General features: G+C 73.4%; 11 protein-coding genes. 8 read left to right on the top strand and 3 right to left on the bottom strand.

Annotation, left to right across the window (positions count from 1 at the left end):
* Positions 1 to 5: 5 nt before the first annotated feature.
* Positions 6 to 782 carry a molybdate ABC transporter substrate-binding protein gene (modA, locus tag E8M80_RS02710; RefSeq protein ID WP_137124096.1) on the bottom strand — a complete coding sequence of 259 codons (777 nt, stop codon included), beginning with the start codon at positions 780 to 782 and terminating at the stop codon, positions 6 to 8.
* 129 nt (positions 783 to 911) lie between these two features.
* On the opposite strand from modA, the gene E8M80_RS02705 reads away from it, so the two are divergent.
* From E8M80_RS02705 to E8M80_RS02670, 8 genes are all read left to right on the top strand, one after another.
* Positions 912 to 5,267 (top strand): calcium-binding protein, encoded by a 4,356-nt coding sequence (locus tag E8M80_RS02705; RefSeq protein WP_137124095.1) that lies wholly within the window; start codon positions 912 to 914, stop codon positions 5,265 to 5,267.
* Positions 5,268 to 5,317: 50 nt separating this feature from the next.
* On the top strand, positions 5,318 to 5,875 hold the full coding sequence (gene msrA / locus E8M80_RS02700) for a peptide-methionine (S)-S-oxide reductase MsrA (protein WP_137124176.1): 558 nt from the start codon (positions 5,318 to 5,320) through the stop codon (positions 5,873 to 5,875).
* Positions 5,876 to 6,068: 193 nt separating this feature from the next.
* Positions 6,069 to 6,497, top strand: coding sequence for a peptide-methionine (R)-S-oxide reductase MsrB (gene msrB, locus E8M80_RS02695; protein ID WP_137124094.1), 429 nt, complete (start codon positions 6,069 to 6,071; stop codon positions 6,495 to 6,497).
* A 120-nt stretch (positions 6,498 to 6,617) separates the two neighbouring features.
* Positions 6,618 to 7,583, top strand: coding sequence for a YncE family protein (locus tag E8M80_RS02690; protein ID WP_137124093.1), 966 nt, complete (start codon positions 6,618 to 6,620; stop codon positions 7,581 to 7,583).
* Positions 7,580 to 8,353, top strand: coding sequence for a polysaccharide deacetylase family protein (locus tag E8M80_RS02685; RefSeq protein WP_137124092.1), 774 nt, complete (start codon positions 7,580 to 7,582; stop codon positions 8,351 to 8,353). Before E8M80_RS02690 ends, E8M80_RS02685 begins: the two co-directional genes overlap by 4 nt.
* Positions 8,353 to 9,306: a sterol desaturase family protein gene (locus tag E8M80_RS02680; protein WP_170979156.1), complete on the top strand. Its 954-nt coding sequence runs from the start codon at positions 8,353 to 8,355 to the stop codon at positions 9,304 to 9,306. The genes E8M80_RS02685 and E8M80_RS02680 overlap by 1 nt, the downstream gene beginning before the upstream one ends.
* 475 nt (positions 9,307 to 9,781) lie before the next feature.
* Positions 9,782 to 10,120: a Lin0512 family protein gene (locus E8M80_RS02675; protein WP_137124091.1), complete on the top strand. Its 339-nt coding sequence runs from the start codon at positions 9,782 to 9,784 to the stop codon at positions 10,118 to 10,120.
* 19 nt (positions 10,121 to 10,139) lie between these two features.
* Complete coding sequence (locus E8M80_RS02670) at positions 10,140 to 10,475, top strand: Lin0512 family protein (RefSeq protein ID WP_206035552.1); 336 nt, start codon at positions 10,140 to 10,142, stop codon at positions 10,473 to 10,475.
* A gap of 226 nt (positions 10,476 to 10,701) precedes the next feature.
* Here the strand turns inward: E8M80_RS02670 and E8M80_RS02665 are convergent, their stop codons facing one another.
* Both E8M80_RS02665 and E8M80_RS02660 read right to left on the bottom strand, forming a co-directional pair.
* The gene (locus E8M80_RS02665; protein WP_137124089.1) at positions 10,702 to 12,990 is read right to left on the bottom strand and encodes a heavy metal translocating P-type ATPase; all 2,289 of its coding nucleotides are present in this window, start codon (positions 12,988 to 12,990) and stop codon (positions 10,702 to 10,704) included.
* A 133-nt stretch (positions 12,991 to 13,123) separates the two neighbouring features.
* Positions 13,124 to 13,726: a TetR/AcrR family transcriptional regulator gene (locus tag E8M80_RS02660; RefSeq protein WP_137124088.1), complete on the bottom strand. Its 603-nt coding sequence runs from the start codon at positions 13,724 to 13,726 to the stop codon at positions 13,124 to 13,126.
* Positions 13,727 to 13,732: the final 6 nt, after the last annotated feature.

Genomic DNA, 13,732 nt, shown 5'->3' with positions numbered 1-13,732 from the left:
GGTGCCTATTCGCCCGGCATGGTGAAGCCGTAGCGGCGCATGATCTCGCGCGCCGGCGCGGCCTGGACGAAGGCGAAGAACCGCTCGGCGATCGGCCCGGCGCGCCGCGTCAGCGCCATGCGCTGGCGGAGCGGCGCGTGCAGGCTGTCCGGCAGCAAGGCGAAGGTGCCACGGCCCTGCATGGCCGGGGCGAGCACCAGCGAATAGGCCACGATTCCCCCCTGGCTGCCGCCCGCGAGGGCAAATTGCGCGGCCTGGGAGACATTCTCGCCGAGGACGAGATGCGGCTGCATGCGGTCCCAGAGGCCCGATGCCTCCAGGGCCTGGCGCGCGGCGCGGCCATAGGGCGCGTGTTCCGGATTGGCGATGGCGAAGCGACGGATGCGCCCGGCGTCGAGGCCGGCGCGGATAGACTCCATGCCCCGCATCGCGTCGACGGGCGAGGCGGGAGGCGCGAGCAGCACGATCCGGCCGACGCCATAGAGCGCGCCGCGGTCGCGCAGGTGCCCACCCTCGGTCAGGCGAAAGACGAAGGCCTCGTCCGCGGAGAGGAAGAGCTCGACCGGCGCGCCCTGCTCGATCTGGCGCGTGATGTTGCCCGAGGAGCCAAGGCTGAGTCGCACCTCCTCCCCCGTCGTCTCGCGGAAGCGCGCAGCGATCTCGGTGAGCGCGAATTGCAGGTCGGATGCGCCGGCGATCAGGGGCGGCGTGGCGGCGGAGGCGACGCCCGCCGCCGACAGGACGGGCAGGGCGAGGGCGGCGGCGAGGAGGCGTCGGCGCATCGGAGGGTTCTGGCGCTATGTTCGATTGAACATAGCGACCGCCGCGCCCGCGGGGCAAGCTCCGCCGGGCGATTAACCGCGGGGTTAGTCGTCCCGGATGTATGTCCATCGCGGATATCCCGGGACGCCATGGCCTCCTACGCATTCCCCGACGTCGCCGGCGGCAGCCTGGTCTTCTCGCCGATGCAGGACCTGCTCGTCTTCCCGGTCGGCTGGCCGGCCGCGTCGCTGCGCTTCGTCGCCTCCGGCAGCGACCTGCTGGTCTTCTCGGGCAGCGATTTCGTCCGCCTGATCGGCATCGGTCTCGGCGGCGCGGGGCTGACCGGGGCGAACCTCGTCTTCCTCGACGACAGCGTGCTGATCCTCGATGGCGGCGGGGGCGGCAGCAACCTGCGCAACGGCACCGAACACGGGGATTGGATCGGCACCGACCGCGGCGGCCAGGACACCGTGGTGGCCGGGGCGGGGGACGACCTGATCGTCGCCGGCGCGGCCCTCGACGCGGGGGATTCCCTCGATGGCGGCGCGGGCACGGGCGACCGGCTCGCGCTCTCGGGCACCCTGTCGGTCACGCTCGGTCCGACCACGGTCATCGGCGTCGAGCGGTTCGAGGTCGGCACGGGCGACGTCGCCCTGGTCCTCGACCCCGCCACCGTCGCGACCGCGACGCCCGCGGCCGGCGCATGGTTCACGGTCGATGCGACGACCCAGGGCGTGGGGTCGCGGCTCACGGTCGACGGCAGCCTGGTCGCCGCGGCGGGCATGGCGCTGCTGGGCGGCGGCGGGGACGATTCCCTGCTGGGCGGGGCCGGCGCGGACAGCCTCGCCGGCGGGGCGGGCGACGACATGCTGGCCGGCGGCGCGGGGGATGACACGCTGGCCGGCGGGGCCGGCGCGGACGTGCTCTCCGGCGGCGCCGGGGATGACCTGTTTCGCTGGAACGAGGCCGGCGTGCTGAGCCCGCCCGCCACCCCCGACCTCATCCTCGACTTCGAGGGCGCGGGGCGCTCGGGCGGCGACCGCATCGCGCTGCCCTCCACGCTGCTCGTCGGGCGTGCCATCGCCTTCCACGTCGATGCCGCCGACTTCGCCTTCGAAGGCTATGACGGGTCCGGCGTGCAACTGCCGCCCGAGCGCATCGGCGACGGCTTCGCCGACATCCTCTGGCGCGTGGCGGAAGGCGCGGCCTGGCGCTTCGAACTCTGGGCGGATCTCGACGACGACGGGCGCTTCGGCCCGTCCGACCTGTTCCTGCGCATCGCCGTGCCCGAGGGCGACCCGGCGACGATGCTGGTCGTGGGCGATCTGCTCGGCCAGATCGGCGGGTTCGTGGGTGGGGCGGGCAACGACACCCTGGCCGGGCTCGGCGCAACCGACGACGTCATGTGGGGGGAGGGCGGCGACGACGTCCTGTCGGGCGGCGACGGCGTCGACTGGCTCGACGGCGGGCTCGGCAATGATTCGCTGTTCGGCGGCGACCTCGCCGACGAATTGCGCGGCGGGCCGGGCAGCGACTGGCTCGAGGGCGGCGACGGCTGGGACACGCTGTTTGCCGCAGACCCCCATGCGCCCGAGACCGAGGCCCTGTCCGACCGCAACATGCTGATCGGCGGCGCGGGGCGGGACCAGCTGTTCGGCGGCTTCGGCCTCGACACGCTGGATGGCGGCATCGGTGACGACCTGCTCTGGGGCGATTTCGGGGACGACTGGCTGTCCGGCGGCGACGGGGACGACCTCGTCTACGGCTGGGACGGCGCCGACCGGCTGGACGGCGGGGCAGGCGACGACACGCTGCTCGGCGGCCTCGGTGCCGACGTCATGCTGGGCGGGGCGGGCGCCGACCTGTTCATCGTCGGCCTCTCGAGCGCCGCCCTGCCGGAGACGACCGGGGCGGCAGCCGACTGGCTGGTCGATTTCCGCGCCGCCGAGGGCGACCGGATCTCGCTCGGCCTGTCCGGCGGGCTGGTCGGCGGCGCCTTCGGCCCGGGGCCGCTTGCCTGGCGGGGGTCGCTGGCGCCGCGGACGCTGGAATCGGGCGTCGGCTTCGGCTCGGCGCTGCCGGGGGAGGGCATCGGCCCCGGCTACTACCAGGCCTGGTGGCAGCCGGCCGTGACGGGCGGCGTCGCGGCCGGCGGCTGGTTCGTGATCGACCTCGACCAGGACCTGGTGCTCGACATCGACGATGCGGTCATCCGCATCGGCGGGCCCGGCAGCGGCGGCGACACCGTGCTCGGGGCGGAGGCCTTCCTGGACGGCACCTTCAGCGTGCTCGTCGGCGGTGCCGGGCCGGATACCCTTCTCGCCGCCGCGTCCGGTCAGGAGGTCTTCGGCCTCGGCGGCGCCGACAGCCTGGTCGGCGGCGCCGCTTCCGACCGGCTGGTCGGCGGCGCGGGCAACGACACGCTGCTCGGCGGCGGTGCGGCGGACCAGCTCTGGGGCGGGGCCGGCAACGACTGGCTCGACGGCGGCGCCGGCGACGACGAGATCTTCGTCGAAGGGCCGGGGATCGCGGAGGTGGACGGCTTCCTCGCGCGCAACACGGTGGTCGGCGGCGACGGCAACGACAGGCTCTGGGGCGCGGACGGGCGGGACTCCATCGCGGGCGGGCTCGGCAACGACTGGCTCTATGGCGGCATCGGCCTCGACACCCTGCGCGGCGAGGGCGGCAACGACACCATCATCGGCGGCGACGGCGCGGACGTGATCGAGGGCGGGCCGGGCGCCGATTCGATCGATGCCGGCTCCGGCGACGACACCGTGGACTACGACCCGGCCGACCCCTTCGCCGATGGCGGCGACGACACCGACCTGCTGGTGGTGACGGTGCCGGTCTCGGTCACCCTCGACAGCACGATCGACCAGGTGGCGGGCGGCGGCATCACCCGCGGCTTCGAGGGCGTGGACGCCTCGGCCGTGACGCTTGCCGTGACGCTGCTCGGCTCATCCGGCCGGAACCGGCTGGTCGGCGGCGCCGGGGACGACCGCATCGAGGGTCGCGACGGCAACGACACGCTCGACGGCGGCGCGGGGGCGGACACGCTGGATGGCGGCGCCGGGGACGACCTCATCGAGGGCGGCGCGGGCGGCGACCTCCTGGTCGGCGGCGCGGGCGTCGACACGCTGTCCTACGCCGATGCCGCCGGGGCGGTCTTCGTGCAGCTGTTCGTGGGCGGCACCGCCGGCTGGTGGGCGGCCGGCGACGTGCTGTCGGGCTTCGAGGCGCTGCGCGGGTCGGCCTTCGGGGATTCGCTCGACGGCACGCAGGCGAACGACCTGCTGGAGGGGTTGGGCGGCGACGACACCATCGTCGCCTTTGGCGGCAACGACACCGTGCTGGGCGGCGATGGCGACGACCGCCTCGTCGGCGGGCCGGGCGATGATTCCGTCCTCGGCGGGGCCGGCGCCGACCGGCTGGAGGGATCGGAAGGCAACGACGTGCTGGATGGCGGCGCCGGCATCGACGAGATGCTGGGCTTCACGGGCAACGACCTCTATCGCGTCGATCATGCCGACGACAAGGTGGTCGAGCTCGAGGAGCAGGGGCAGGACACGGTGCTCGCCTCGGTGGGCTACTTCCTGCGCGCCAATGTCGAGTGGATCGTGCTGGAGGCCGGCACGGGGGACATCTTCGGCGTCGGCAACCCGCTGGCGAACACCATTTTCGGCAATGAGGGGCGCAACCGCCTGATCGGCCATGGCGGCGACGACACGATCCGCGGCGGCGACGGCAACGACCGCATTGAGGGGCGCGGCGACAACGACTGGCTGTATGGCGACGGCGGCACCGACGTGCTGCTGGGCGGTGACGGCGCCGACGTGCTGCAGGGCGGCCTCGGCAGCGACACGCTGTACGGCGAGAACGGCAACGACAGCCTCTACGGCGACGCCGAGATCCTGACCGACTACCTCTATGGCGGCAACGGCGACGACTGGCTGGATGGCGGCGGCGGCTACGACGTCATGTACGGGGGGCTCGGCAACGACGTCTTCATCGCCTCCCAGCAGGTGGAGGCGATCTTCGAGAACCCCGGCGAGGGCTGGGACATCGTCATCGCGCTGGGCGGCGCCGGCTTCACCCTGCCCGACAACGTCGAGGAACTGTTCTTCGCCGGGCCGCTCACCGGGATCGGCAACGCGCTGTCCAACCGCATCACCGGCAGCGCGCTGGACGAACGGCTGCTCGGGCGGGACGGCAACGACACCCTGGTGGGCGGCGGCGGCAACGACCTGATGTGGGGGGAGGGCGGGCGGGACAGCTTCCTCTTCGGCCCCGGCTCGGGCGTGGACGCCATCCGGGACTTCACGCCGGGGACGGACCGCATCCTGCTGCAGGGCCTGGGCTTCGCGGATTTCGCGGCCGTCATGGCCGCCACGCGGGACGCGGGGGGCGGGGCGATCATCGATTTCTCCCCGTCCGATGCCGTGCAACTGACCGGCGTCGCCAAGGCGGCGTTGTCCGCGGGAGATTTCGCCTTCCTCGCGTGACGGTCCGACCCCACATGGCGAACAGCGTCGGTGTGGAAACGGAGGACGGCATGGTGGCTCAGGCAGGGCAGGAGGCGGCGACCCTCGGCGGCGGGTGCTTCTGGTGCCTCGAGGCGGTGTTCAAGGACCTGAGGGGCGTGGTCTCGGTGATGTCGGGTTATGCCGGCGGGCATGTCGAGAACCCGTCCTACGAGGAGGTCTGCGGCAAGAAGACCGGCCATGCCGAGGTCGTGCGCGTGGTCTTCGACCCGGCGGAACTCGCCTATGCCGACCTGCTGCGGGTGTTCTTCACCATCCACGACCCGACGACCCGGGACCGCCAGGGCGCGGATGTCGGGCCGCAATACCGCAGCATCATCCTTGCCCATTCCCCGGCGCAGGAGGCGACCGCGCGGGACGTGATGGCCGAGGTCGAGCGCGCCGGCATCTGGGGCGCGCCGCTGGTGACGGAACTGGTGCCCGAGGCGCGCTTCTGGCCGGCCGAACCCGAGCACCACGACTACTTCGCGCGCAACCCCTGGTCGGGCTATTGCCGTGCGGTGGTTGCGCCGAAGGTGGCGAAGTTCCGCAAGGTCTTCGCGGACCGGGTGAAGAAGCCGGCGGCCTGACGGGCGCGGCGAGGGCGGCGCCGCCCCCTCGCGGTCCCGCGCCGAGGGCCGGAAGGCCCTCGGAACCCGACGCCGCGCCACCCCGGCCGGTTGGGTGGCACGAGGGGTTGGGGAGGGCGGAGCCCTTCCCAAGAGATGCCGAGACGTTTGGGGAGGGCGGGGCCTTCCCCGTGCTGACAAGGAGAGGACGACGATGTTCACGAAGCGCCAGGCGGAGCCCGAGGAGACCTTCCCCGTCGCGAAGACCGACGCCGAATGGCGCGCCGCGCTCTCGCCCGAGGCCTTCCGCGTGCTGCGCCAGCATGGCACCGAGCGCCCGGGCACCTCGCCGCTCAATGCCGAGAAGCGCCCGGGCACCTTCACCTGCGCCGGCTGCGGCCAGCCCCTGTTCGACGCCGCGGCGAAGTTCGAGAGCGGCACGGGCTGGCCCTCCTTCTTCGCGCCGGTCGAGGGCGCGGTCGGCACGCGGTCGGACCGGTCCTTCTTCATGACGCGCACCGAGGTGCATTGCGCGCGCTGCGGCGGCCATCTCGGCCATGTCTTCCCGGACGGGCCGGCGCCCACGGGGCTGCGCTACTGCATGAACGGCGTCTCGCTCGGCTTCGATCCGGCGGGGGATTGACCGCCGCGGGAATGTAACGAGGCGTCGCTTCCCGTGGCAGTGCGCGCGCGCTTGCGATAGAACGCGGCGAGCGCCCATCCCCCCGGTCCGGGCCGCCGCCTGCCCACGGATGCCCCGCCGATGCGTCGTCGTTCGCTGCTCGCCCTTCCAGCCCTTCTGACCGGCCTCGCGCCGCCGCGCGCGGAGGCCACCGCACCGTCCGAGGGCGGCACCGTGCTCGTGCTGAATTCGCGCGACGCCACGATCGGCGTGGTCGATGCCGCCGAGATGGCCGAGACGCGCCGCATCCCGATGCTGCGCGAGCCGCATCACCTGGCCATGACGCCCGACGGGCGCGAGGTGATGGTCGCCGATTCCGGCGGCAACGAGATGTTCTACCTCGACCCCGCCACGGCCGAGGTCCGCCGGCGCGAGGCGATCGGCAACCCCTATCACCTCGGCTTCGGGCCGTCGGGGCGGGACTTCGTGATCTGCTCCCTCCGTCGCGCGCAGGTGGACATCTTCCGTTGGGACGGGCGCTCGCCCGCCCTCGCGCATCGCCTGCGAACGCCGCCCAAGCCGAGCCACCTGGCCTTCAGCCCCGACGGCGCGACGGTCTACATCACGCTGCAGGGCTCGGGCGAGATCACGGCGATCTCGGTCGCGAGCGGCGAGCCGCTCTGGACCGCGCCGGTCGGGCCGGAGCCCGCCGGCATCATGTGGCACAACGACCGGCTGCTGGTCTGCAACATGGGCTCGGACCACGTCGCGGTGATGAACCCGGCGACGCAGGAGGTCGAAAGCCGCATCCCGGTCGGCCGCGGCGCGCACACGGTCTGGCTGGCGCCCGGCGGGTCGGTCGTCTACGTCACGAGCCGGATCGACAGCCGCATCACGGTCCTGGATGCGCGGAGCCTCCGGCCGGTGCAGGCGATCGCCGTGCCCGGCGGGCCGGATTGCGTGACCTTCGACCCGCAAGGCCGCATCTGGGTCACGCAGCGCTGGATCGGCCGGATCGCGCGCGTCGACCCCGAGACCGGCTCGGTCGAGAGCATCCGCGTCGGCCGCTCCCCGCACGGCATCCTGTTCCTGCCGAAGCGCGCGTGACGGCGGGCGGAGCGCAGGGCGTCGCGCGACGGGCGGTGCTGGCGGCGGGCCTCGGCGCGGCACTCCCGGCCCGCGCCGCCTCGGGCGGCACGCTCTACCTCACCATCGACACCGGCTGGTCGCGGGAAGCCGAGGCCATCGCCGCCATGCTGCGCGAGCGCCGCATCCGCGCGACGCTGTTCGTGGCGCATGAACGTTCCTGGCGCGGTGACCGCACGCTCGATGCGTCCTGGGCGGATTTCTGGCGTGCCCGCGCGGCCGAGGGGCATGTCTTCGCGAGCCATACCTGGCGCCACTGGTATGTCGCGGCCGGGCCGGGGCCGGGGCGGATCCGCTACGCCTCCCGTGGCGGGGAGGGGGCGGAGGTGCTCGACCAGGCCGCGCTTTGCGCGGAACTGGCCCGCCCGGTCGAGGCGCTGCGCGCCATGGTGCCGGCGGCCACCGTGCTGCCGCTCTGGCGGGCACCCGGCGGCATCGTGACGGCCGAGGCGGTCGCCATGGCGCGGCGCTGCGGCCTCGCGCACCAGGGCTGGACCGCCAATGGTTTCCTGGGGGACGAACTGAACTCCGACGCGCATCCCAACGCCGCGCTGCTGCGCCGGGCGCTCGCCAATGTGCGGGACGGGGAGGTGCTGGTGATGCATTGGGGCGTGCGGTCGCGCCGCGATCCCTTCGCGGGCGTCTTCGCACCGCTGCTCGACGGGCTGCTCGCGCGCGGCTTCCGGTTCGACGTGCTGCCGCCGGCCGGCATTCCCGGGGGGCGCGCGTGATGCCCTGGACCTGGGTGGCCGATGCCTATCGCGCGATGCTGGATGCGGTGTTCGAGGGCGTGGTGCAGCCCGCGCTCTACGCGCTGGGCGCGATGGACTGGGCCGAGGACGCCTTCGACTGGACCGACTTCGCGCTGATGGGGCTGCTGCAGATCGCGCTGATCGTCGCGATCTGCCGCCCGCTCGAGGCCTGGCGCCCGGTCGAGCGGTGGGAGGATGGGCGCCAGGTGCGCACCGACATCCTCTACACCGTGATCGCGCGGCTCGGCCTGCTGCCGCTGATCGCCTTCGTGCTGCTGTTCCCGATCAGGTCCTGGATCGAGGCGACGCTGATGGCGCACGGCCTGGTCGCGCCGACGCTGGACGCGCTGATCCCGGGGCTGCGCGAGGCGCCGGCGCTGGCCTTCCTGGTCTATCTCGTGATCCTCGATTTCGGGGAATACTGGCGCCATCGCTTCCAGCATTCCGTCGGCTGGTGGTGGGCGCTGCATTCCGTCCACCACGCCCAGACCCAGATGACCTTCTGGACGGATGACCGCAACCACCTGCTGGACGACGTGATCGCGGCGCTCTGGTTCGGCGGCATCGCGCTGCTGATCGGCGTGCCGCCGGGGCAGTTCCCGCTGCTGGTGCTGGTCACCCGCGTGGCGGAGAGCCTGAGCCATGCCAATGTGCGGATCTCCTTCGGCCGGGTGGGGGAGAGGCTGTTTGTCTCGCCGCGCTTCCACCGCGCGCATCACGGCGTGCTGTCGGTCGCCGAACAGGGGCGCAACTACGCCGTGCTGCTGCCGGTCTGGGACTGGATGTTCGGCACCGCGGATTTCCGTCGCGACGTCTTTCCCCCCACGGGCGACCCGGGGGCGCCGGAGGCGCTCGCCAAGGGCGGCTGGCTGCGCCAGCAGGTGGAAGGCGCACGGCGCATGGCGGCGGCGATGGTCCGGCGCGGGACGTAGGTTCGGGGAGGAGAACCTCCGCCGTATGTTCTGCTTGAGCCGGGCTTGCGAGCCTGCCCGTGAGGCCCGAGGCGAGGGAGGCGTCGCGCGGCGCGATGCCAGCCCCGCCGGACTCGAGCACGGCCATGAGGCTGAAACAGCGCCCACCCGGGATCTCGCCGGTCGCGCAGCCGCGCCTTTCATCCTTCGACCCGCGTGACGGACCCTGCGCTCTGCCCGCGCCGACAGCCAGGCGATGACCGCGATCATGTCGTTGCGGCCCGACCGCCGGACCATCCGCGCGCGTGCGGATGGTCCGGCCGGCGCCGCCACGGCGCAGCGCCCCCCGCCGTGGCGGGCGACGCTGCTCTAGAAGATATGTTTTCCAGAGCAGGAAATCCGACCGGATGGACTCCATCTGATCGGATGTTGCTCTAGTCTTTCCGGCTGACCGGCCGCACCGGGCCGGTCCGTGGGCCTTTGGGGACAAGCGGTCATGGCGCTGGAGCGCATGGTGCTCGAAATCGGGATGGGCACCGACATTCGCGGTGCCGACTACACCAAGGCCGCCGTTCGCGCGCTGCGCGATGCGCTCTGGCACAACTCCCTGTCGATCGGCGCGGCGGTCGATCAACCCGCAGATGCCATGCAGGTCGAGGTGCTGATCGGGGTTCCAAGGCCGGACCAGGTCGACAAGGCCCAGGTGCTCGCCATCCTGCCCCATGGCACGGGCGTCGTGACCGTCGTCGAAGGAGGGCTCGAAGTCCCGAACGACGACGGCACCGGCGTGACCGTCATCGCCAATTGCTGCGCCATCGTGCGGCTCGACGTCTAGGACGCCCCGGACCATGGCCTTGAAGCGCATCATCCTGGAAATGGGCACCGGCAACGACCTGCACGGCGGGGACTACACCAAGGCGGCGCTGCGCGCGGTGCAGGATGCCCTGCACCATTCCTCCCTGGCGTTCATCCGCACGCTCGGCCTCGACATCGGCGCCATGCAGGTGGAGGTCATCATCGGCGTGCAGCGGCCCGAACAGGTGGATATCGAAGCGGTCCGCGCATCCCTGCCCTACGGGGTCGTGACGGCCAAGGCGGTCAAGGGCGGCCTGGATGTGCCGGCGGAGGGCAGCCACGACCTTGCCGTGATCGCCTCCGCCGCGATCGCGGTCCGCTTCGACCTGCCGTGAACCGTTCCGCCTGATCCTGCTCCGTCATTCCGGAACACCACCCGGACCGGCGGCGACGCCAGGGCGCATGCCCCCCTGAACCGGCGCGCGGCAGCGTGGCCTGGTGCCGGCGCGGCCCGCGCGCGGACCGGGATCGTCGGCTTCGACGGGCGGATCCGCCGAAGATCGAAGCCGCGGAGGAACCGGGGCGCGCCGCGTCGAGACACGCGCCGGCCGGCATGTCGGCTCAGGCTCCCCTACGCTCCGGCCCTTGCAGGTCGGCCAGCATCTCCTCCTCCACTGCCAGGTGCAGGCGCAGCAGCGCCTCCAGCGCGAAGATCGTGCGGCGCAGCTCGGGTGCGGTCGTGGTCCAGCGTTCGTCACGCTGCGCCAGGCGCAGCAGCGTGCCGACGCGCTCGGCCAGCCCCTCGATCTCGGCATGCATGCGGATCAGCGGTGCCATCGGGTCCTGGCCGCCGAGCCGCTCGGCCGCCGCGGGATAGAGCGCGCGCTCCTCCGCCCGCTGGTGCGGCAGCAATTCGTCGCGTAGCCGCGCCTCGACGGCGGCGAGCTCGGGCACGACCTCGGGCGTCGCGCCGATCGCCTCGCCGATGCCGCGCAGCTCATCGGCGAGCTGGCGCAGCCCTGCATGCTCGTCGTGCCGTTCCGCGAGCCCGGCCTCGGCCGGCAGGCCGTCCTGGGCGTGTTCGTCGGGGCCGGGGCGGAGCGCGGTCAGCGCATAGAGGATGGCGAAGACGTCGATCACCTCCTGCACCAGCGCGCCGGCGAGCGGCGTGAGCCAGCCGCCCGCCGCGACCGTCATGGCGATGCCCGACATGCCCATGCCGAGGCCGATGGCGCGCAGCGCGACCTGGCGGGACCGCCGCGCGATGGCGATCGCCTCCGCCGTGCGGTCCACGCGGTCGACCAGCAGCACGACGTCGCCGGCCTCGGCCGCCGCGGCGGTGCCGGCGGCGCCCATGGCGATGCCGACATCGGCCGCGGCCAGCGCGGGCGCGTCGTTCACGCCGTCGCCGACCATGGCGGTGGGGGCCTTCGCGGCCTCGCTCCGCACGCGCGCGATCTTGTCGGCCGGGGACTGGTTCGCGAACACCTCGTCGAGGCGGAGCGCGCGGCCGAGCGGCGCGGCGGCCGCGGCGCGGTCCCCCGTGACCAGCACGATGCGCCGCACGCCGAGCGCACGCAGGCGCCGCACCGCGCGCGGCGCTTCCCGCCGTACGCCGTCCGCCAGCATGAAGGCCGCCGCCACGCGCCCGTCGACCGCGAGCCAGGCGATGGAGCCTGCCGCAGCGACCACCTCCGCCGTCAGGGCGAAGCCGTTGCTCGGATCGATGCCGGCGGCGTGCAGGAAGCCCTCGGCGCCGAGCATGACCGCGCGGCCCTCGACCATGCCGCTGACGCCGCCCCCCGCGACCTCGGCGACCGTCTCCGGCACGGGCAGGGCCAGGCCGCGCCGCCCGGCCGCCGCGACCAGCGCGGCCGAGGCCGGATGCGTCGAGCCCTGGGCGAGCGCGGCGGCGAGGCGCAGCGCCTCCTCCCGCCCCAGCAGCGGGTCGGCGTCGATCGCTGCGAGCCGCGGGCGACCTGGCGTCAGCGTGCCGGTCTTGTCGAACAGCACGGTGCGGATGCGCGCGAGGCGCTCGAGCGCGCCGCCGCCCTTGATGACGATGCCGCGCCGCGCGGCGCGCCCGATCCCGGCGACCAGTGCGACCGGCGCGGCGAGGATGAGCGGGCAGGGGGTGGCGACGACGAGAACGGCCAGTGCGCGCACCGGGTCGCCCGTGGCCAGCCAGGCGCCGCCCGCCAGCAGCGCCGTGAAGGTGATGAAGCCGACGGCCCATTGGTCGGCCAGGCGCGCGAGCGGCGCGCGCGAGGCGGCGGCGTCCTGCGCCAGGCGGATGATCGCGGCGTAGGTGCTGGCGCCCGCATCGCGTACGGCACGCAGGCGGAAGGCGGCGCCGGCATTGACGCCGCCGCTGCGCAGCGCGTCGCCGCGATGGAAGGCGTTCGGCAGCGGCTCCCCGGTCAGCGCGCTTTCGTCGAGCGTCGCGCCGTCATCCTCGAGCGTGCCGTCGGCGGGCACGGTCTCGCCGGCGCGCACCAGCAGCAGGTCGCCGGGGCGGATCTCGGCGACGTCGATCTCGGCGACGGTGCCGTCCTCGAGCCGCGCTGCGCGGCGCGGCGCGCGGGCGATGAGGTCGGTCAGCGCGCGGGTGGCGCGGCCCTCGGCCCAGGCCTCGAGCGCCTCCCCGCCCGCGACCATCAGGGCGATGACGGCGGCGGCGGCGGTCTCCTCCAGCGCGACGGCGCCGAGAATGGCGAACAGCGCGACGGCATCGACCCCGAGCCGCCCGCCCATCAGCGAGCGCACGAGGCCGAGGCCAACATGCGCCGCGACCGGCAGCGCGGCGGCGGACCAGAGCCAGGGCGCGGCCTCCGGGTGGCCGAGCAACGTCGCGGCGACACCGGCCAGGAGGCCGAGGATCACCCACGCGAGCAGGAGGTAGCGGCGCATGGCGCCAAGGATGCCGCAGGTGGCGCGCCCGCGGCTTGCCCGAAATCAAGGGGCGCGGAGGAATCGCGCGCACATTCGGGGCGCGCGCAGGACGCGCATGTTGATCAGGGCGCGCGCAGGAAGCGCATGTCGATCATGGCGCGCGCAGGAAGCGCGCGACGGCGGCGTCGATCGCCGGGCCCGGATCCTCGGGCGTCGGCAGCCGATAGATGAAGCGGCGGATGCCGATGTAGACGATGCCGCCATGCAGGTTCCAGAGGTCCTCCATCCCCGGCGCATGGCCGGTCGCGGCGGCGATCTCCTGGCCCATCGGCGCCAGCAGCCGCTCGCCCACATGGCCGAGGTAGCGGCGGTTCAGCGCATCCCCCGCGAGGCCCGCCCACATGAAGATCCGCATCCATTCGTAGGTGAAGATCGCCGCCGTGTACTGGCGGTAGAAGCGGCAGAGGCGCGCATGGAGGGGCATGCGGCGGTCGCGCAATTCGTCCAGCCAGCGGGGGTCGAGCCGGCCGAGGTAGACGCGCTCGAACACCGCCTCCGTCAGTTCGGCCTTGCTCGCGAAATACTTGTAGAGCAGCGCCTGCGTGACGCCCGCCCGGCGCGCGAGGTCGCGCGTTGTGCCGGCGAAGCCGACCTCGGCGAACCAGGCGACGGCGGCCGCCAGGATCTGTTCGCGCCGCGCCTCGGGCTCCAGGCGGCGGCGCCGTGGGACGACGGTTCCGTCCAGGGCGGGCATGCCTCC

It is taken from the genome of Roseomonas sp. HF4 (assembly GCF_005222755.1).
In the GTDB taxonomy this organism is placed as follows: domain Bacteria; phylum Pseudomonadota; class Alphaproteobacteria; order Acetobacterales; family Acetobacteraceae; genus Neoroseomonas.
The sequence above is the reverse complement of the archived record's forward strand: the minus strand, read 5'-3'. Positions and strand labels throughout refer to the sequence as shown.

Excerpts from the sequence above, each read along its gene's own strand:
- E8M80_RS02675 (WP_137124091.1), top strand. The coding sequence starts at position 9,782 with ATGGCGCTGGAGCGCATGGTGCTCGAAATCGGGATGGGCACCGACATT.
- modA (WP_137124096.1), bottom strand. The coding sequence starts at position 782 with ATGCGCCGACGCCTCCTCGCCGCCGCCCTCGCCCTGCCCGTCCTGTCG.
- E8M80_RS02665 (WP_137124089.1), bottom strand. The coding sequence starts at position 12,990 with ATGCGCCGCTACCTCCTGCTCGCGTGGGTGATCCTCGGCCTCCTGGCC.
- E8M80_RS02690 (WP_137124093.1), top strand. The coding sequence starts at position 6,618 with ATGCGTCGTCGTTCGCTGCTCGCCCTTCCAGCCCTTCTGACCGGCCTC.
- msrB (WP_137124094.1), top strand. The coding sequence starts at position 6,069 with ATGTTCACGAAGCGCCAGGCGGAGCCCGAGGAGACCTTCCCCGTCGCG.
- E8M80_RS02705 (WP_137124095.1), top strand. The coding sequence starts at position 912 with ATGGCCTCCTACGCATTCCCCGACGTCGCCGGCGGCAGCCTGGTCTTC.
- E8M80_RS02660 (WP_137124088.1), bottom strand. The coding sequence starts at position 13,726 with ATGCCCGCCCTGGACGGAACCGTCGTCCCACGGCGCCGCCGCCTGGAG.
- E8M80_RS02680 (WP_170979156.1), top strand. The coding sequence starts at position 8,353 with ATGCCCTGGACCTGGGTGGCCGATGCCTATCGCGCGATGCTGGATGCG.
- msrA (WP_137124176.1), top strand. The coding sequence starts at position 5,318 with ATGGTGGCTCAGGCAGGGCAGGAGGCGGCGACCCTCGGCGGCGGGTGC.